This is a genomic window from Acetobacter tropicalis, from assembly GCF_030644465.1.
GTDB lineage: Bacteria > Pseudomonadota > Alphaproteobacteria > Acetobacterales > Acetobacteraceae > Acetobacter > Acetobacter tropicalis.
Window position 1 is genome coordinate 195,656 of sequence record NZ_JAUYUW010000001.1, and the last position, 18,127, is coordinate 213,782.

At 54.7% G+C, this 18,127-nt stretch carries 18 protein-coding genes; 11 read left to right on the plus strand and 7 right to left on the minus strand.

The features are described from left to right. Window positions 1-173 precede the first annotated feature (173 nt). Entirely contained in the window at window positions 174-1,157 is a 984-nt protein-coding gene (locus tag QWU00_RS00925; protein ID WP_035381696.1) for a Gfo/Idh/MocA family protein, read from the minus strand. Window positions 1,158-1,530: 373 nt separating this feature from the next. On the opposite strand from QWU00_RS00925, the gene secD reads away from it, so the two are divergent. Together secD and secF are read left to right on the plus strand one after the other, a co-directional pair. Continuing rightward, window positions 1,531-3,096, plus strand: a complete 1,566-nt coding sequence (gene secD, locus QWU00_RS00930) for a protein translocase subunit SecD (RefSeq protein ID WP_187668703.1) — start codon at window positions 1,531-1,533, stop codon at window positions 3,094-3,096. A gap of 12 nt (window positions 3,097-3,108) precedes the next feature. Then, window positions 3,109-4,041 (plus strand): protein translocase subunit SecF, encoded by a 933-nt coding sequence (secF, locus tag QWU00_RS00935; RefSeq protein WP_035381693.1) that lies wholly within the window; start codon window positions 3,109-3,111, stop codon window positions 4,039-4,041. A 91-nt stretch (window positions 4,042-4,132) separates the two neighbouring features. Here the strand turns inward: secF and QWU00_RS00940 are convergent, their stop codons facing one another. From QWU00_RS00940 to mscL, 3 genes are all read right to left on the minus strand, one after another. After that, window positions 4,133-5,602, minus strand: coding sequence for a glycosyltransferase family 2 protein (locus QWU00_RS00940; protein ID WP_052051492.1), 1,470 nt, complete (start codon window positions 5,600-5,602; stop codon window positions 4,133-4,135). Window positions 5,603-6,009: 407 nt separating this feature from the next. After that, window positions 6,010-6,381: a hypothetical protein gene (locus tag QWU00_RS00945; RefSeq protein WP_052051491.1), complete on the minus strand. Its 372-nt coding sequence runs from the start codon at window positions 6,379-6,381 to the stop codon at window positions 6,010-6,012. Window positions 6,382-6,430: 49 nt separating this feature from the next. Further along, window positions 6,431-6,889 carry a large conductance mechanosensitive channel protein MscL gene (mscL, locus tag QWU00_RS00950; RefSeq protein WP_006557105.1) on the minus strand — a complete coding sequence of 153 codons (459 nt, stop codon included), beginning with the start codon at window positions 6,887-6,889 and terminating at the stop codon, window positions 6,431-6,433. A 279-nt stretch (window positions 6,890-7,168) separates the two neighbouring features. On the opposite strand from mscL, the gene rpmE reads away from it, so the two are divergent. The 3 genes from rpmE to QWU00_RS00965 all read left to right on the plus strand — a co-directional run bounded on the left by rpmE (window position 7,169) and on the right by QWU00_RS00965 (window position 8,922). Beyond that, window positions 7,169-7,396 (plus strand): 50S ribosomal protein L31, encoded by a 228-nt coding sequence (gene rpmE / locus QWU00_RS00955; RefSeq protein ID WP_035381688.1) that lies wholly within the window; start codon window positions 7,169-7,171, stop codon window positions 7,394-7,396. Between the two features lie 197 nt (window positions 7,397-7,593). Further along, window positions 7,594-8,106, plus strand: a complete 513-nt coding sequence (locus QWU00_RS00960) for an Hsp20 family protein (RefSeq protein ID WP_035381687.1) — start codon at window positions 7,594-7,596, stop codon at window positions 8,104-8,106. Window positions 8,107-8,316: 210 nt separating this feature from the next. Continuing rightward, window positions 8,317-8,922, plus strand: coding sequence for a DUF1013 domain-containing protein (locus QWU00_RS00965; protein ID WP_035381686.1), 606 nt, complete (start codon window positions 8,317-8,319; stop codon window positions 8,920-8,922). Between the two features lie 116 nt (window positions 8,923-9,038). Here QWU00_RS00965 and QWU00_RS00970 read toward each other — a convergent pair whose 3' ends face one another. Then, window positions 9,039-9,203: a YdcH family protein gene (locus QWU00_RS00970; protein ID WP_081939127.1), complete on the minus strand. Its 165-nt coding sequence runs from the start codon at window positions 9,201-9,203 to the stop codon at window positions 9,039-9,041. 233 nt (window positions 9,204-9,436) lie between these two features. Between QWU00_RS00970 and QWU00_RS00975 the strand changes: the two genes are divergently transcribed. The 3 genes from QWU00_RS00975 to QWU00_RS00985 are packed head-to-tail and all read left to right on the plus strand — an operon-like array spanning window position 9,437 to window position 11,418. Continuing rightward, window positions 9,437-9,643, plus strand: coding sequence for a YdcH family protein (locus tag QWU00_RS00975; protein ID WP_006557097.1), 207 nt, complete (start codon window positions 9,437-9,439; stop codon window positions 9,641-9,643). 33 nt (window positions 9,644-9,676) lie between these two features. Next, complete coding sequence (purE, locus tag QWU00_RS00980; protein ID WP_081939114.1) at window positions 9,677-10,216, plus strand: 5-(carboxyamino)imidazole ribonucleotide mutase; 540 nt, start codon at window positions 9,677-9,679, stop codon at window positions 10,214-10,216. Continuing rightward, window positions 10,213-11,418, plus strand: coding sequence for a 5-(carboxyamino)imidazole ribonucleotide synthase (locus QWU00_RS00985; protein ID WP_035381685.1), 1,206 nt, complete (start codon window positions 10,213-10,215; stop codon window positions 11,416-11,418). Before purE ends, QWU00_RS00985 begins: the two co-directional genes overlap by 4 nt. Before the next feature lie 21 nt (window positions 11,419-11,439). Here the strand turns inward: QWU00_RS00985 and QWU00_RS00990 are convergent, their stop codons facing one another. Both QWU00_RS00990 and QWU00_RS00995 read right to left on the minus strand, forming a co-directional pair. Beyond that, the gene (locus QWU00_RS00990) at window positions 11,440-12,222 is read right to left on the minus strand and encodes a JAB domain-containing protein (protein ID WP_231551852.1); all 783 of its coding nucleotides are present in this window, start codon (window positions 12,220-12,222) and stop codon (window positions 11,440-11,442) included. Continuing rightward, window positions 12,219-13,031 (minus strand): JAB domain-containing protein, encoded by an 813-nt coding sequence (locus tag QWU00_RS00995; RefSeq protein ID WP_035381683.1) that lies wholly within the window; start codon window positions 13,029-13,031, stop codon window positions 12,219-12,221. Before QWU00_RS00995 ends, QWU00_RS00990 begins: the two co-directional genes overlap by 4 nt. Window positions 13,032-13,079: 48 nt before the next feature. Here QWU00_RS00995 and QWU00_RS01000 point away from each other — a divergent pair, with 48 nt between their 5' ends. The 3 genes from QWU00_RS01000 to QWU00_RS01010 all read left to right on the plus strand — a co-directional run bounded on the left by QWU00_RS01000 (window position 13,080) and on the right by QWU00_RS01010 (window position 18,091). Further along, the gene (locus QWU00_RS01000) at window positions 13,080-15,311 is read left to right on the plus strand and encodes an ATP-dependent helicase (protein ID WP_081939112.1); all 2,232 of its coding nucleotides are present in this window, start codon (window positions 13,080-13,082) and stop codon (window positions 15,309-15,311) included. Then, window positions 15,311-16,222, plus strand: a complete 912-nt coding sequence (locus QWU00_RS01005; RefSeq protein ID WP_006557091.1) for a 50S ribosomal protein L11 methyltransferase — start codon at window positions 15,311-15,313, stop codon at window positions 16,220-16,222. The genes QWU00_RS01000 and QWU00_RS01005 overlap by 1 nt, the downstream gene beginning before the upstream one ends. Before the next feature lie 84 nt (window positions 16,223-16,306). Beyond that, entirely contained in the window at window positions 16,307-18,091 is a 1,785-nt protein-coding gene (locus tag QWU00_RS01010) for an aminopeptidase P family protein (RefSeq protein ID WP_035381678.1), read from the plus strand. The last annotated feature ends 36 nt before the right edge of the window (window positions 18,092-18,127 follow it).

The following is an 18,127-nucleotide window of genomic DNA, read 5'->3' on the forward strand; positions in this document are numbered from 1 at the left end:
GTGTGGCTGTGCTTGTGGGCGCGCTCTGCCGCGGCACCATATCTCGCGTTTTTGCGCCATCATCGACCCTATATCTAGTGTTTTTTTTCACCCTGAATCGGCAAAAAAAACTTGCTTTCCACTTTTGGCGCAGTTTTCAGCGATCATCAGATATACGGGGCTGAATATTTTTTTCAGACCACGCCAATCAGACCCGACATCTCCATCCGTCTGCGTGACTCTTCAATGCCATCTGCCACGGCCAATGCCGCTGCCAGAGCGCGGCGTCCGGCCCGGACATCCACCACAACCGGCGCTCCATCCAGACACGCCGCCACAAAGGCCTCATGTTCCGCGTGGAGCGAATCATGGTCTTTCCATGAGATCGCTTCCCGTCGGAACCCACCCGTTCCCGGCAACGGAATTCCACGCTCTTTACCAATCATGGTCAACTCGCGCTTACCAAAATCGGCAGAGAGATAGCCTTCCTCAGAAAACAGTCGCATCCGGCGCTCTGTCTTCAGGGAGATTCGGCTTGCGGTAATGGTTGCTACGCAGCCGTTTTCAAAACGGACACGTGCATTGGCAATATCCTCATGGGCTGAACTGACCGCTGCCCCCAGGGCATCCACCTGCGTAATCGGGCTATCTACAATCGCCAACACCAGATCCAGATCATGAATCATCAGGTCGAGAATCACAGACACATCCGTGCCACGCGGCTTGAAAGGCGCAATCCGTGTTGCCTCTATATAAAGTGGGCGTGTGATACGGCGGGTAATAGCCTCATGTTCGGCTGAATAGCGCAGCAAATGCCCAACCTGACACACCAATCCGGTTTCATCTGCCAGAGTGACCAGAAAATCCGCTTGCTCCAGTGTGGCTGCCACCGGCTTTTCCACCAGCACATGCTTACCGGCCCGCAACGCCTGCACCGCCAGTTCAAAGTGGAACTCTGCCGGGGCAGCAACCACCACAGCATCACACTGCGCCAGTAGATCTTCCACACTCTCAAAAACCGGGCACCCGGCTTCTTTCGCCACCTCGGCAGCCCTGCGCATGTCCGGATCAAACAGACCCACCAGCACCTCACGCGGCACGCTCCGCACTTTCAGGGTGTGGTAACGCCCGAAATGCCCGGCTCCAATCACCCCAACCCGCAAGCTGCCCTGTGTCATTCCCGATCCTTCCTCATCCCGCGCACTTTCATTCGACACAGCGGTAGCAGCCCAAAGCACAAACCCCAAAATCACAGATTATGTTTCTATTTTGTTCCTAATCGCCTTCCGTGCTCCTGCCAAGAGCCTGTGTTTTCCCCCGCTGCAAAACCGGGAGAGTGAGGCTTCCCTCCCGTTTCTCTCTCCGAATCGAAAATAGTTTTTCAGGGGGGGGCTCTACCCATTTGGGGGCAGCTTTCCGCGCTTTCAGACTGATGCAAGGAGGCCACTTTCCCACGCCGAATACCGGACACCCTCCTTCATATCGCCACAGAGTGTTGCATCACACGCAAGGGAGCGGCATGTTCCGGGCGACAAAAACCGATTGTTTCAGGTGAGAATGTATTACAGCCGCCTCAAGTTGGCCTCGGTACTGGGTGTATGCCTGTTAGGTCTGCTGCTTTGCCTGCCCAATGGCCTGCGCAACCCCTTCCCGTCCATGCCCTGGCGGCAAATCCACCTTGGGTTGGATCTGCGCGGCGGCTCGTATCTGCTTATGCAGGTGGATCTGAAAAGCCTGACGCATGACCGTCTGCAAACGCTGGCGGACACCACGCGGGAAACCCTGCTGAAGTCCCAGCTTGGCTACCGCAACATTACCACCAATGCGGATGCAGGCACCGTCTCCTTCAACCCGCGTGATCCGTCTGAAGCTGATGCTGACGTAACCGCGCTGGAAAAACTGCCGCGCGTTGTTCCCAACGAATTCACGGTCAAGAAGCAGGATAATGGCTCCATTGTCCTGACCCTGTCTCAGGATGCGGTAAAAGCCCGTGCTCGTGAAGCCGTGACCCAGTCCATCGAGATCGTGCGCCGCCGTATTGACGCCACAGGTGCGGTTGATCCCGAAATCACCCGTCAGGGCGACGACCGCATTGTCGTGGAACTCCCTGGCGTGAGCGACCCGGAACGAATCAAGACTCTGCTGGGCACCACCGCCAAGATGACGTTCCGTCTGGTCGATTCAAACCCCATGCACGCTACGGCTCCGCCGCCTGGCGTCAGCCTGCTGCCCATGTCCAACCCGGCGGAAGGCGGCCCCCTACCCGTCTATGATCATGTTGATGTTGACGGCACGGACCTGACAAACGCCGGTGCCGCCATTGATTCCCAGTCAGGCGAATGGGCCGTTTCCTTCACGTTTGACTCAATCGGCACGCATGCTTTCTCAACCGTCACGCAGGCCAATGTCGGTAAGCGCTTTGCCATTGTGCTTGATAATAAGGTGATTGAAGCGCCGGTCATTCGCTCCCCCATTACGGGTGGCAATGGTCAGATTACGGGCGGCTTTGATGCCCAGCGCGCGACAGACCTAGCCCTTATGCTGCGCGCTGGCGCTCTACCCGCTCCTCTCAGCGTGGTTGAACAGCGCACAATCGGTCCATCTTTGGGCGCAGATTCCATCCGGGCTGGCATGCTCAGTCTGGCCGCTGGCTTCGTGATGGTCATTCTGTTCATGGCATTATTCTATGGCCGCTTCGGCTGGTACGCGAACGTTGCCCTGCTGGCCAACCTGGTTCTGATGGTGGCCATCCTCTCCCTGTTTGAAGCCACACTCACCCTGCCCGGCATGGCCGGCATGCTGCTGACATTAGGGATGGCGGTTGATGCCAACATCCTTATCAATGAGCGTATTCGTGAAGAAGTGGCTCGCGGGCGCACACCTCTGGCAGCCATGCAGGCCGGTTTTGAGCGTGCCACCTCCACCATTGTGGACAGTAACGCCACGGCCCTTCTGGCTCATGTCATGCTGTTTGTGTTTGGCACCGGCCCCGTGCGCGGCTTTGCGCTGACAATCACCATCGGTATTGCCACCACGCTGTTCACCACTCTTCTTCTTTCCCGGCTGCTTATGGTCCGCTGGTACGCGCTCACGCGCCCCACCAGCCTGCCAGTCTGAGACGAGGCGCATATGTTCGGACGTCCTCTCCTGCGTTTTGTGCGCAAGGATACCCATATCAACTTCATGCGCGGGCGCTTTGCGGGCCTGATTACCTCAGCCGTGCTGTCTCTGGCCTCCATCGGGCTGTTTTTCTATCCGGGCCTGACACTCGGACTGGATTTTCGCGGCGGGATTGTGGTGGAAGCCAAAACATCCGGCCCGGCCGATTTCGGCAAACTTCGTACCGCTTTGGCCGCCCATAACATCACGCATGCTTCTATCCAGGCATTTGGTGCACCGAACGACGTGCTGATCCGGCTTGACGCGGGCGATGGGCAGGAAACCAACAAGGTTGTTGATAGCGTGCGCCACGCCGTCGATGAAGCTCAGCCCGGCACAACTGTTCTGCGGGCCGATGCCGTTGGCGCATCCGTTTCATCCGAACTGTTCCGCAACGGCATGCTGGCCCTTGGCCTGAGCCTTGCGATGATCCTTGCCTATATCTGGTTCCGCTTTGAGTGGGAATTTGCCCTCAGCGCCGTCATTACACTGGTGCTGGATCTGACCAAGACCATGGGCTTTCTGGTGATTACAGGTTTTGAGTTTGATCTGGTGATGGTGGCGGCCATCCTGACCATCCTTGGCTATTCGACCAACGATAAGGTTGTGGTGTACGACCGCGTACGTGAAAACCTACGCAAATACCGCACCATGCCGCTGCGCGAACTGATTGATCTCTCCATCAACGAGACCCTCAACCGCACACTAGGCACCTCCTCCACCGTCTTCCTGGCCGCCCTGCCCCTGGCCCTGTTCGGCGGAACCACCCTCTCCGGCTTCGCCTGGACAATGCTGTTCGGCATCGTGGTAGGAACGTCCTCCTCCATCTTCATCGCAGCCCCGCTGCTGCTGTTTATGGGAGAGGGGCGGTTGAAGCGAGATGCGAAAACAGCAGAAAAATAACTCTATCTATTAAAAACTGATCTCTTCATTGCGTTAAATATTAAAACAATGAAGAGATCCTCTATTTATTCAGTTTTCACAGTAAAATCTTTTAGAGAAGCCAAGAAAATACGCCTTGCGCGTGAAGGTTTAGCTTTTCTTTTTCTTGACTCGGCAAACCTGAAAACATCAACACAAAATCATTATATGTCACAAAAGAGTCAGAAGCTGACAGCCAGTTCCACGCACTATCAAAATCTTTTACTACGGAAGGGTCGCTATGGAAGCTCGCTCCTATTTCTATTTCAGCTATCTTAGCTCTTTCCCATAGGGATTTAGTCTCCCGGTTCACATCCACTGAATTTCCACTCTCTTTTGGAATAAAGCACATCAGCTTCTGCGTTTCTGGAGAACGTAAATAGATATATTCCTCCCCCTCATGTTCTATATTGTAACTATATGCAAAATTTTTCCTATTTTCACTAATAATATGGTATTTAATGTCAGAAATATATCCATCAACAATACGAACTAAATATACAACATCTCTGTTTTTTCTATATATAATTCCAAAAACTGGATAATCACTAGGAACTTTTACCAAGTGACCATCTATATTATTAACATAGAGACCCTCTCCATCGTTCGAAAATATTTTATAAATATCAGCACCGTCTTCGTCAGACGGTTGAGAATATTTTATCTGTTTGAACAACACATCATTTCGCTCTTTCTTACATTTTGATATGTAAGAGTTTATAATAGATTTCTTTTCCGAAAATAATATTTTATCAGCTTTATTACAAATATCTTCTCTTTCGGAGAAAAATATTTCATTTCGGTCAAAATGATTCCAATAATTTGTTGTATTGGATAGATCCACACCTATCCGCCTTTTAATTCTTCCAATATAATGTTCCATAGAACGACAAATGTAATGATTTACACATGCCCCTTCCCACGTCACTTTTTTTGTAGCTCCATTCCATGCAACCTCTTGGCCTAAAGCATCCACGTAAATCCCCGAATTAATAATAAATTTATGGGGATTCTCATAAGAAAGCACAAGTTTTTCAGGTCTTACAATAGATTTTACAAGTGCATTGTCACCAAAATCTTCCCTGGAATGATGCTTGAATGCTCGATAGATAGGAACATTATCTTTCAAAACTCGACTTGAACTGCCAAATATTCTCCAACTCAATGCTATCGCACTACAATTTTGGTCAAACCCATCTAAAAATTCTACAATACTAGGCGCACTTGAAAGCGAGAGATACTCATCTCCATCAAGAAATGCTATCCATTCATAATGATTTTTCGCTTTTTCAGCGGCATCAAAAAAAGAATCTCTTTGACGATAATAAAAATTTCCTTCTTTTTCGATATTCGATCTATAATATTCTATGTTTACTTTATCAGATATACTTTTTATTACCTGATAAGTTCCATCAGTCGAATAATCATCGTAAATATAAAATTTTTCTACTCCTAATGCAGAATGCCATGCTATCCACCCAGCAATATCATGCACTTCGTCTTTAACAAAAAGAGCAATAGCTAATTTTCCTATCGGCCGCATTACTTCTATCCCGTATCTAACAGATAGTTTTACCTACACCATCAAAAGAGAGCTTAACAGGAGTAATCAGATATCTCCATCAGGCGAACTCCAAAAACACCTATTGCGACTTTTCCATCGGAAGCAATATCAACGGGTTACGCTTTTTATATAATAACCTGTTTAGTTTTCGAGTTTGCAGACCTAGATAGAAAGATCGAAGAACCAACCTCTCAATATAGCCATTGGGCCGACACACTAAATAACGCATATATTCGTGGCCATACACCCACGAAATTTATAGTTAAATATTGTATTATATTCTATATAATACTTTAGAAATAAAACAATTATTCAATATGATAATTTATTTTATCTCAATCCATTCCTTGGTCCATAACTTCACAAATGAACTCCGTGACTGCTTATTATCGACAGCCACTCTCAATCGAACGCAGAAAATGCTCCCCGTTAATTTTTGCAAATCTGATATTTTTATAAGAAGGCTCCTTCTCCGCCATCAGCACACTCAGCAAGGCCATCTGATCTGCTTGAGCCAGTCGAATGACGTCCTGTGGTGCAAGGTCGCCTGACATCACCCTTCCCCGCGCCATGCCGTGGGCGATGATATAGCTATATATCAGCGTGGTTGGTGTGGGGGTGATTTTGACCGTTGCCATCGGGGCTTGGCACCCAGCCAACAGGCTTACGCCGACCATGGTGCAGCATAAGCCGCGGAAACGGCGCAAAAAAAACGGAAAGGCAGACACAGGGTGCTTCATATAGGAAGCGTAGCCCATATCCGCCTTTCCGGGAATAATCTCTTCACGCAGGAATGCGTGTCAGAAATCAGACCTTGCGGGCTGCAAGCTCATCACGGATCTGCTCAAGCAGAACTTCCGTTTTGGTGGGCGGCGGCGGTTCAGCCGGAGCAGCTTCTTCACGCACATGCAGGCGAGTCAGCGCCTTCACAACCCAGAAGATCACCAGAGCCGTAATCAGGAACTGGATGACCGTGTTCAGGAACAGGCCGATGTTGATGGTAACAGCACCAGCCTTCTGGGCTTCTGCCAGCGTGGCCAGATGCGGTCCCTTGAGGGTGACAAACAGGTTGGAAAAATCAATCCCGCCAATCAGCAGACCGATAAGGGGGTTGAACACATCCTTCACCAGGCTGTTGACAATGCCGGTGAACGCCGCACCCACAATCACACCAACGGCCAGATCAACCACATTGCCGCGCATAATAAAGGCACGGAATTCGGAGACCCAGGTAGGGGTATGCACCCGAGATTTAATATCAGCCATACAGCAGAACTTTCCTTCGCATCTACAATAATGTGTGTCTGTACCAACGTTGCGTGGTATTTCACAAGAAAAAAGGAAAATTGCGGTAAATTTCAGCTCTTCCCTGATACTTTTTTGCCATGCCGTTAAATGTTATAATACTAAAACACTCCTAACAGCCGCCAACATGCAGGTTTCTGCGGAAGAGTTGTTGATCCCGCACGCACAGATGGGTATATGCACTCGCACGCATAGCCCGGTCGGCATCGGGACAGCTTTGTTTGAACAGAAAGACTCATCATGAAACCCGGCATTCACCCTGAGTATCACGAAATCAACGTCATCATGACCGATGGCACCGAATACAAGACTCGGTCATGCTACGGCAAACCCGGCGACACCCTGCGTCTGGACGTAGACACCAAGTCTCATCCGGCATGGACAGGCGTGCAGCGTATGCTGGACACCGGGGGTCAGGTGGCAAAGTTCAACAAGCGCTTTGCTGGTATCGGTACCCGCACGAAGTAATACGCCACCTTCTTTCAGGTCGTATGAAAAATCTGGAGCCCCGCCCCTTGAAACAGGGAGCGGGGTTTTCCACGTTTAGCTGTGATGAAAATGCCCGGCATGGGGTTTCATCATACCACTAGATCCGCCGGAGAAGCCTGCCGTAAGGGGGCCAGTTCACACTCCGGCATGACCTTGCTGAACGAGGAGGTTTTCTTATGAGCTATGATTTTGCACCGCTGTTCCGTACCGCTATCGGCTTTGACCGACTGGCGCAGGTCATGGATACCGCAGCCCGGAACACGGCCACCCCCAGCTACCCCCCCTATGACATCGCCAAAACAGGGAATGACAGTTACGCCCTGACAATGGCGGTAGCCGGATTTGGTCCAGATGATATTGAACTTGTCGTTCAGGACAACACGCTGGTTGTTTCTGGTCGCGTCAGCGAGCCTCAGAATGAAGGGGAAATTCTGCACCGTGGTATCGCCCGCCGCGCGTTTGAACGCCGGTTTGCCTTGGCGGACCACGTTGAAGTGACCAGTGCAGATATGAACAACGGCCTTCTGCGCATTGCCGTAAGACAGATCATGCCCGAAGCCCTGAAACCGCGCCGCATTCCGGTGCAGTCCGCAGCACCGAGTGCATCTCCTGTTGTTCAGCCTCCGGCAGCAGCGGAAGGAGCCAATACATCAAGCCCTGCACCAGAGCTTCCCGCAGCGGCTGCGTAACTTTTTACAGCAGGAACCAGCACAAAAAGGAGGGGCTCAGGCTCCTCCTTTTCTGTTTGATGCATTTGCTTCTTGACCTATGCGGGGCGGTCCCCCCATATCGTCGCCAACTCATGCGCGCCGGCAGGCACGCGGGCCTTCGGACAGGTTTCCGAACCGTCACTTTCTCCGGTGCCTGCGCAAGCGCCGCCCGACGACAGGATGGAACCAATGACGACCCTACCGCTGATGCCCAAGGCCACCGCCGTGTGGTTGATTGAAAAGACAGCCCTGAGTTTTACGCAGATTGCCGAATTCTGTGGCATGCACCCGCTGGAAGTACAGGCCATTGCTGACGGTGAGGTTGCGCAGGGAATTGTCGGGTATGACCCCATTGCCAACCGCCAGTTGACGCAGGAAGAAATCCGTCGCTGCGAAGCAAATCCTGATGCGAAACTGAAAATTCTCTCCTCTGGCAATCCGGTCAAGCGCCGCTCAAAAGGGGCACGCTATACGCCTGTTGCCAAACGGCATGATCGTCCAGATGGCATTGCCTTCCTGCTGCGTAATTTCCCGCAGTTGGGCGATCAGGAAATTGTCAAACTGCTGGGCACCACCAAGGACACCATCGCCAAGGTGCGCAACAAGCAACATTGGAACACGCCCAACATCAAACCGCGCGATCCGGTGACCATTGGTCTGTGCAGCCAGACCGATCTGAATGCCGCCGTAACGGCAGCCACGTTGCGTCTGGAACGTGAAGGGCAGGAAATTCCGCAGCCCGCTCCCATGCTGGATGAACCTCATGAGCATGAGCACGGCACAGTAGAAGAGTAATATACGGCATGTCTGGCCGGCATTAGGCCGACCAGACACTCTGTTGATTGGAAATTTTCAGGCACACACGCCCGTAAAGTTTCCCCTCCCCTTTTCTAGCGGAAGGGGAAGCATCATCAGGAAGACAGGCGCTCGATTTCTTCCTTGAGGCGAAGCTTCTGGAGTTTGAGGGTCATCAGAACCCTAGCATCGGGTCGGGGTCGTCCCCCTTCTGAAGAGATCTGCTGATCAATCCGTGAGTGGCGAGATTTAAGACTTTCAATCCTCGACAGGAGCGTCATCGCTGCCTCCATTCGGTTGATGGTCACAATAGCGTAACGCACGTACCCCGGAAATTTTCATGTTTTTTTCATGAGACAAGCATTTTAGGTATGCACTAAAGTCATATCTGTTTTTTTGCTTTTTGACGCTGGTTTCCTCTCGGAACATGCGCAAGACTGCGGCAGATACGGCTCACACGCCACATACAGATCATCCATCGGTGCATGATTCGTCATGCAGGAGACCAAGTAATATGCTGAAAGACCGCGATTCACTGCTCGGCCAGCTTCATGAACTTCGCAGTGAACATCGTGATCTGGACACCATCATCAGTCGGTTAACGCAGGACCCCGCGCCAATAGATCAGCTTCATCTCCAAAGACTGAAAAAGCGCAAACTTTTGCTGCGTGACCGGATTGCATGGCTTGAAAGCCAGCTTATCCCCGATGATATTGCCTGACCGTTTTTTCCTGATACTGGACGCAACCCCACCGTGAGCGAAACCTCTCCCCTGCCCGCAGCCACCAGCCAGACCACCACGCCCGAACCCAAAGTGGGCATTATCATGGGCAGCCAGTCAGACTGGGACACCATGCGTCATGCGGACGCCATTCTGACTGAACTTGAAATTCCGCATGAAACCCTGATTGTCTCGGCGCACCGCACGCCAGACCGTTTGGCTGATTATGCGAAAAGCGCAGCCGGGCGCGGGCTTTCGGTTATTATTGCCGGCGCTGGGGGCGCTGCACATCTTCCGGGCATGTGCGCGGCATGGACACGCCTGCCGGTGCTGGGTGTTCCAGTAGAATCCCGTGCCCTGAAAGGCATGGACAGTCTGCTCTCCATCGTTCAGATGCCGGGTGGTATTCCTGTAGGAACGCTGGCTATTGGCTCTTCGGGCGCCAAAAACGCTGCTCTGCTGGCAGCCGCCATTCTGGCATTGCAGGAACCGGAACTTGCCGCACGGCTTGAAGCCTGGCGTGCTCTGCAAACGGCCTCCGTTGCCAACACTCCCATGACAGACGAAGAATGACCCCGTTTTCCTCATCTTCCGCCAGTGCTCCTCTTGGCCCGAATGCCGTTATTGGTATTGTCGGAGGCGGCCAGTTGGGCCGTATGTCCGCCATGGCTGCGGCCAAGCTGGGTTTCAGAACGCATATTCTGACCAAAGACCCCAACAGCCCTGCCGCGCAAGTTTCGCACGGCGTTACCCTCGGCGCGTATGATGATCTGAAAGCACTGGACGCCTTCGCCCGTGGCGTGGATGTGGTGACGTTCGAATTCGAGAACATCAGCGCCGACGCCATGGACTGCCTCTCCCAATACTGTCCCGTGCGGCCCTCCGGCCATATTCTTCGCATCAGTCAGGACCGGCTGGCGGAAAAGACGTTCTTCACGGAAAATGGCATCCCGCTTGCGCCATGGCATGCGGTTACGGATCGTGCGTCTCTCCATGCGGCGGCAGAAGCTCTTGGCCTGCCCTTTATCCTGAAAACCACCCGCAACGGATATGACGGCAAAGGCCAGAGCCGCATTCATCACCCTGCGGACCTTGAAACTGCTTTCAATACGCTTGCTCCGCATCCGCTGGTAGCAGAAGGCATGGTGGATTTTGCGTGTGAACTGAGTGTGATGGTCGTGCGCGGTATAGATGGCACCGTCCGCTGTTTTGATCCGGGCATGAACCGTCATCGTAATGGGATTCTTGACCTCACATTGGCTCCGGCCCCCGTTGAACCTGCCATCAGTGCCCAAGCGCAGGCTTTGGCCGTGTCCATTGCAGAAAAACTTGATCTGGTGGGTATTCTGGGTGTGGAAATGTTTCTGGACCACACCGGCGCGCTACTGGTGAATGAAATCGCACCACGGCCACATAATTCGGGCCACTGGACCATGGATGCATGCCCGGTCGATCAGTTTGACATGCATATCCGCGCTGTAACGGGTATGCCGCTTCCTCCTGCCATCCGCCATTCAGATGCCGTCATGAAAAACCTGATCGGGCCAGACGATATGGCACTATGGCCCAAGATTATTGGCACCCCCGGCCTTCTACCGCATCTCTATGGCAAGGAAGAAGCACGGCCAGGCCGCAAGATGGGCCATGTGAATTGCATTTTCCCATTTGGTAGTCTGCCCGGAGAACTGGGCATTCAGGATGCTCTTGGCCCTCTGGCAACATCTTTGGCCGCCGAAGAAACCCAAGAGACGCAGGCTGAACCCATTTCTTCCTGAAGCCCGCACGGAAGAAGGATCTTAAAACAGTCCTTCTTCTTTCAAACTGATCAGCCGCGCTCTTCCAACAATTACATGATCTTCAACCGTTATCCCCATCAGGGTAGCTGCCTGAGATATCCGGTGGGTCATGACCACATCCTCTTGAGAAGGAGACGGGTCACCACTGGGATGGTTATGAACCAAAACCAGAGTGCTCGCCTTTAATTCCAGCGCACGGCGTATGACTTCGCGCGGATAGACCGGGGTGTAATTCACTGTTCCGCGCGCCTGCATTTCATCCGCCAGCAGGCAATGCTGCGCATCCAGAAACAGCACGCGCACCTGCTCTACCTGTTCCTGCGCCAGTATTGCCCGCAGGTAGGCGTAAAGCTGATCCCTATCCGCCAGCACACCGTTTCGCTTTACGCGATCCCGTTGCAATCTTATGCCTGCCTCATGTGCCAGTAGAAAATAGACTCGTAAAAGGCTGTTCGCGCCTGTTACCTCCTCCATTTCCTGCAGTGGCGCGCTGAGGGTTGCCGCCAGAGAGCCAAAACGCTGCAAGAGCGCTTTGGTCAGGATGTCGGGATCGGTAGAGCGCGATGCGACTGCGGCAATCAGATGCGCCAACACCTCTGCATCGTCAGGCTGTTTGCTGACCGGCTCCTCTGTCTCTCTTTTCTCCCCCAGCAGATGGTTCAGAAAAGGAATATCCACGGGCTGCATACCGCGCAGGGCCTGCCCCATATCTGCAAAGCCCTTGCCTTTCGGCGCACCAGACTTTGTCGCCCTTGTTTTTTTGAACGGTGATGTCTTCTTCACCACTCCTGCCCTACAAGCCGGAAACTGCGCCATTCCCCATTTTTCAGCACCAGATGATCATGCACGTCCACCGCCAGCAGCGGTGCTTCTTTCAGCACCATCTGTATGAGCGGCGCATCCATCCCCATCTGATGATCAAGCCCCATGGCTGCGGGAGTAAGCCTTATGGTGATCAGGGCAGACGCATGTAAAGAGAGGGCCCGTTGCAACAGGAACGCAACAGCCTTCCGCAAAGCTTCCGCCGTTGCTTTAGCCGTTTGCGCCTTGCTTGCCCCTTGCTGAAAAACAGGAGCCTCATCGGCTGCGCGCACCTCCTCGTCCGACAGCAACTGATTGCGACTATCCAGAAACAAAACCCGCATCTGGCCTGCCGGCAGAGTGGCATAATGCTCATCGCAATATTCGAGCAACGCATCCCAACTGCCAAGCGTGAGGCGCGCCTGCTCTTTCGGAATTGCCATGCAGTGCGCCACACCTGGCATCAGAGTCAGCAAACGAGCAGATGCTGGCCCTACGCCCTGTTGTCTCAGGGCGTCAGCAGGAGCTTCCAGCACTGCGGCCAGAGAACCGAAATGATTGATCAGCGCCTTGGCCTGGGGTTTGGTATCCCGCCGGGGCACGCCCGGAAAGAGAAGCATTTCCAGTATTTCGTAATCCGCAAGTGAGGCCGCTCCTCTCTCAAGCACACGCTGGCGCATGCGTTGCCGGTGGCCTTTGGGCCCGGTGCTGGCAAACACCGGGTCACCCGCCACCGGAGCCGCTTTACCCTCAGCCCCCTCTGCTTTTTCTCCCGTAAACGGGCCGTTCATTCCCTCACTCCGATTGGCCTCAGCCGTGCAAGACTATATAAGGACCACGTGACTACATCCGAACACCCCTCCTCTCCGCTTTTTTCATCATCATCGGGTGAAGGCGAGTCCTATCTGGCGCGCCTGAACCCGGAACAACGCACGGCGATTGAAACAACCGATGGCTCCCTGCTGGTTCTGGCTGGAGCGGGAACGGGAAAAACGCGGGTGCTTACCACCCGCTTTGCCCATATTCTGCTCACAGGCCGCGCCAAGCCATGGCAGATTCTGGCCGTGACCTTCACCAACAAGGCCGCGCGTGAAATGCGCGAACGGATCGGGTTTATTCTGGGCGAACCCGCGGAAGGCCTATGGCTGGGCACGTTCCATGCCCTGTGTGCCCGCATGCTGCGCCGCCATGCGGAATATGTGGGCCTGACACACAGCTTCACAATTCTGGATACGGATGATCAGTTACGCCTGCTCAAACAGGTGATGGAGCCGTGGCGCATTGATATCAAACGCTGGCCGGCACCGGGCCTGTTAGGCGTGATCCAGCGCTGGAAAGACCGGGGCCTGACGCCCGAACGCGTAACTGACACCGAAGATTCGGATTTTGCGGACGGTCACGCCCGCGCCATCTATGCCGCGTATCAGACCCGCCTGCGCCAGTTGAACGCCTGTGACTTCGGCGATCTGATGCTGCATGTCACGGAAATTCTGCGCACACGCCCTGATGTGCTGGACCAGTATCACCGCCTGTTCCGCTATATTCTGGTGGATGAATATCAGGATACCAATACCGTTCAGTACCTCTGGCTGCGGTTGCTCGCCAAACGTTCCGGCGCGCCCTCCAACATCTGCTGCGTGGGGGATGATGACCAGTCCATCTATTCTTGGCGCGGTGCGGAAGTTGAAAACATTCTCCGCTTTGAAAAAGACTTCCCCGGCGCGCAGATTGTGCGGTTGGAACGCAATTATCGCTCCACCCAGCATATTCTGGGGGCCGCGGCCGGCCTGATTGCCCATAATGGTGAACGGCTGGGCAAGACCCTCCGCTCCGGCAAGGAAGACGCCCGCGGCGAGAAAGTTACTGTCACCGGGGTGTGGGATTCTGATGCAGAAGCCCGTGCCGTGTGTGACGCAGCAGAAAAATTCAAGGCTCAAGGCCACTCACTGGCAGAAATGGCCATTCTGGTACGCGCTGGTTTCCAGACGCGCGCTTTTGAAGAACGGCTGGTGCAGATTGGCCTGCCCTATCGCATTGTCGGTGGCCTCCGCTTTTATGAACGCGCGGAAATTCGGGATGCTTTGGCCTATATGCGCGCCGTGCATCAGCCCGCGGATGATCTGGCATTTGAACGAATCATTAACACGCCCAAACGTGGCGTTGGCCCTGCCGCTTTGCAGAAATTCCACGCCGCCGCCCGTGCCAGAGAAGTACCGCTGTCAGCTGGAACGCAGGCCCTTCTGACTGAAGGCGGCGTAAAAGGTAAAATGGCGGATCAAGTCCGCAAACTGCTGGACGTACTATCTACCACGCGGGACATTCTGGCGCGTGAAGGTCATGTAGTGGCCGTGGAGCACCTGCTTGAAGAAAGCGGCTATCTGGATATGTGGCGGAATGACCGCTCGCCAGAGGCTCCGGGGCGGCTGGAAAACCTGAAAGAACTGGTACGCGCTCTGGCCGATTTCGGCACGCTTGGCGAGTTTCTGGAACACGTCGCGCTGGTGATGGAGCATGATGAAAATGCAGGCGAAGCCAAGCTCTCGCTCATGACCCTGCATGGGGCCAAGGGGCTGGAATTTGACATTGTCTTCCTGCCCGGCTGGGAAGAAGGCGTTTTTCCCTCCCAGCGCACGCTGGATGAAGGCGGCCTGAAAGGGCTGGAGGAAGAACGGCGTCTTGCCTATGTGGGCATTACCCGCGCCCGCAAACACGCCCTGATCTATCATGCTGGCAGCCGCCGCATTTACGCCAACTGGCAGCCTTCCATGCCCAGCCGCTTTCTGGACGAACTGCCCGAAGAGCATGTGGCCCGCCAAAACGAAGGCGCGACCCAGCGCCGTGGCCTGAACCTGTCTGATTCGGTTTTTGAAGGCGGCATGCCTCTCACCAGCCGTCGGCGGCAGGACCCGCTTCTGGCGGAAACAACCCCAGCCTTCCAGCTTGGTGACCATGTGCGCCACCCCCGGTTTGGCGTGGGTATCATTATCGGTGCAGACCGGCACCACCTTGAGGTCGTCTTTGAAAGTGGCGACACCAAGCGTCTTCTGTCCTCCTTCATAGAGAAACTTTAATGGCCGCTCCTCCCCGCAGACACGCTACCGCACTTGAAACGGTTACGGTCACTGTTCCTGAAGCGGCTGTTGAAGCCTATGAAAACGCCATTGGCAGCGTATGCACCACGGTTGGTATTTTTGAAGCCAACCCGGAAGGCACGTTGTGGCGCGTAGAAGGTGTGAAAGACGTTGGACACCGGGATGATGACCTCGCCCTTGCCCTGACCCTGGCAGAACTGACCAGCAGCGTAAGCGCGGACCTCAACCGTGTTCCGACAGAAGCCGAGGGATGGCTGGCGCGTACCTATGAATCCTTCCCCGAACAGGAAGTAGGCCAGCATTTTGTTGTTCGTGGCACCCATCTGCCAGACACCCCCAGCCCCACCCGCATTGTGCTGACACTGGATGCAGGCGTGGCCTTCGGGTCTGGCGAACATGGCTCTACCCGGGGGTGCCTGCGGGCTCTGGAACGCATTGCGTACCGCAAACCCCGGCGCATTCTTGATCTGGGCTGTGGCTCCGGCATTCTGGCCATGGCTGCAGCGGCCCTGTTGCATCAGAAGGTTCTGGCCGTGGATATCGAACCATGGTCCGTGCGGGTTTCTGCCGAGAATGCCAAACGCAATGGCTTGAGCCGCTCGCTCATATGCCGTCTGGGCAATGGCTGGAAAACGCCGGAAATCCGGCATAATGCGCCGTATGATCTGGTCTTCGCCAACATTCTGGCCCGCCCCCTGTGCCTGATGGCCAAGGATCTTGCCCAGAATCTGGCCCCCGGCGGCACGGTCATTCTGGCAGGGTTACTCCGTACCCAGATCCGCATGGTTCTGGCCGCACACCGCAGGCAGGGGCTGGTGCTGGAACACACTTTCCTTGAAGGGGATTGGGCCACACTGGTGCTGCGTCGTCCCTATGGCGCTTCCGCCTGATACGCTCCCTTCCCGGCCTGTGCGCTCTTCCACCGCACGGGCCTTTCTTTATCGGCCCCCACATTCTTCCCTGCGAGGTTCCTTATGCCCTCTTCTTCCGCCACTCGCCTGAGCGCCTTGCGTAATCTGCTCAAACAGAACGGTCTGGATGGGCTGATTATTCCGCATAGTGATGAATTTCTGGGGGAATACACGCCAGCCTGCGCAGAACGGCTGGAATGGCTGACCAATTTTTCCGGCAGTGCGGGCGCGGCAGTTGTGTTGCCAGAAACTGCTGCAGTGTTCTCTGATGGCCGTTACATCACCCAGATGGATCAGCAGGTGGATAAAAGCTGTTGGGAACGGCAGCATATCACCCAAACACCGCCTTCTGTGTGGTTGGCCAAACATGCAGCGGCCGGTAGCCGCATCGGGTATGATCCGCGCATCATGAGCAGTGCGGAACTGCGGCCTTTCCAGAAAGCCGCCAAGTCCTTCTCTCTGGTGCCGACAGACGGCAATCTGATCGACCGCCTCTGGTCGGACCGCCCTGCCTTTCCTGCGGCTCCCGCTGTTGTTCATCCACTGGCCTATGCTGGCGAAGACTCGCACAGCAAACGGGTCCGTCTTGGTCAGTCTCTGGCGCAGGCCGGTCTGACTGCGGCCGTGTTGAGCGATTCCGCATCCATTGCGTGGCTTCTTAATATTCGTGGCTCGGATATTCCCTGCACACCTGTCGTTCTGGCATTCGCCCTTCTTCATGCGGACGCCACGGTTGATCTGTTCCTGCAAGCCAGCAAACTCCCTGCGGATGTACGGGAATGGCTTGGCCCCGATGTGCGAGTGCATGATCCTGCAAAAATGGAAGCAGTGCTCGCTACTCTTGCAGGCCGGACTGTCGCCGTTGATCCCGCTACCAACGCGGTATGGTTTGCAGAAACCCTTACCCGGCACGGCGCAATCGTGCAGGAAAGTTCTGACCCATGCCTGCTGCCCAAAGCGTGCAAGAATACCGTGGAGCAGGAAGGCACACGTAAAGCGCACCTGAAAGATGGCATCGCCCTGTGTCGTTTTCTGCACTGGCTGGATACGGATGGTCAGGGCACCACAGAACTGAAAGCCGCTGCCAAGCTGGATGCGTTCCGGGCCGAAGGGGCAGACTACCGGGGTGAATCCTTCCCGGCCATTTCAGGGGCAGGCTCAAATGGAGCCATTATTCATTACCGCGTCACGCCGGAAACGGATCGCACGCTGAACGCCAACGAGGTCTATCTGATCGATAGCGGTGGGCAGTATCCTGAAGGCACAACCGATGTCACCCGCACGGTATGGACTGGCCCGGACACTCCCCCAGCCCCACTGAAAGAAACCTTCACCCGTGTGCTGAAAGGCAATCTGCGCCTTGGCCGCGCCCGTTTCCCGGTTGGCACAACCGGCAATGCGCTGGATACGCTGGCACGATTCGACCTCTGGCAGGCCGGGCTGGATTATGACCACGGCACGGGCCATGGCGTGGGCAGCTTCCTCTCCGTGCATGAAGGGCCTGCCCGTATTTCCAAGGTTCCGAACCCCATTGCCCTTCAGGCAGGCATGATCCTCTCCAACGAGCCGGGTTATTACGAGCCCGGCGCTTACGGCATCCGGCTGGAAACACTGGTTCTGGTGCATTCCCTCCCCACACAGGAAGGCGCACGCCCCACCATGGGGTTTGAAACGCTGACACTGGCGCCATTCGACCGTCGCTTGATTGATCCGGGGATTCTCGGGGCGGAAGATATGGCCTTACTTGATGCCTACCATGCGCAAATCTTGGCTCTGATTGGCCCACATCTGCCTGAAGACGCCAGAAAATGGCTTGAAACGGCCTGCGCCCCCCTCAACAGGGCGTGAGGCAGAGGCGAAGTTGCGACTGGTCACGCAATTGGG

Coding starts and splice junctions, on each gene's coding strand:
- QWU00_RS00925 (WP_035381696.1), bottom strand. CDS start 1,157: ATGACACAGGGCAGCTTGCGGGTTGGGGTGATTGGAGCCGGGCATTTC.
- secF (WP_035381693.1), top strand. CDS start 3,109: ATGTTCGGACGTCCTCTCCTGCGTTTTGTGCGCAAGGATACCCATATC.
- QWU00_RS00940 (WP_052051492.1), bottom strand. CDS start 5,602: ATGCGGCCGATAGGAAAATTAGCTATTGCTCTTTTTGTTAAAGACGAA.
- QWU00_RS00945 (WP_052051491.1), bottom strand. CDS start 6,381: ATGGGCTACGCTTCCTATATGAAGCACCCTGTGTCTGCCTTTCCGTTT.
- mscL (WP_006557105.1), bottom strand. CDS start 6,889: ATGGCTGATATTAAATCTCGGGTGCATACCCCTACCTGGGTCTCCGAA.
- rpmE (WP_035381688.1), top strand. CDS start 7,169: ATGAAACCCGGCATTCACCCTGAGTATCACGAAATCAACGTCATCATG.
- QWU00_RS00960 (WP_035381687.1), top strand. CDS start 7,594: ATGAGCTATGATTTTGCACCGCTGTTCCGTACCGCTATCGGCTTTGAC.
- QWU00_RS00965 (WP_035381686.1), top strand. CDS start 8,317: ATGACGACCCTACCGCTGATGCCCAAGGCCACCGCCGTGTGGTTGATT.
- QWU00_RS00970 (WP_081939127.1), bottom strand. CDS start 9,203: ATGACGCTCCTGTCGAGGATTGAAAGTCTTAAATCTCGCCACTCACGG.
- QWU00_RS00975 (WP_006557097.1), top strand. CDS start 9,437: ATGCTGAAAGACCGCGATTCACTGCTCGGCCAGCTTCATGAACTTCGC.
- QWU00_RS00985 (WP_035381685.1), top strand. CDS start 10,213: ATGACCCCGTTTTCCTCATCTTCCGCCAGTGCTCCTCTTGGCCCGAAT.
- QWU00_RS00995 (WP_035381683.1), bottom strand. CDS start 13,031: ATGAACGGCCCGTTTACGGGAGAAAAAGCAGAGGGGGCTGAGGGTAAA.
- QWU00_RS01005 (WP_006557091.1), top strand. CDS start 15,311: ATGGCCGCTCCTCCCCGCAGACACGCTACCGCACTTGAAACGGTTACG.
- QWU00_RS01010 (WP_035381678.1), top strand. CDS start 16,307: ATGCCCTCTTCTTCCGCCACTCGCCTGAGCGCCTTGCGTAATCTGCTC.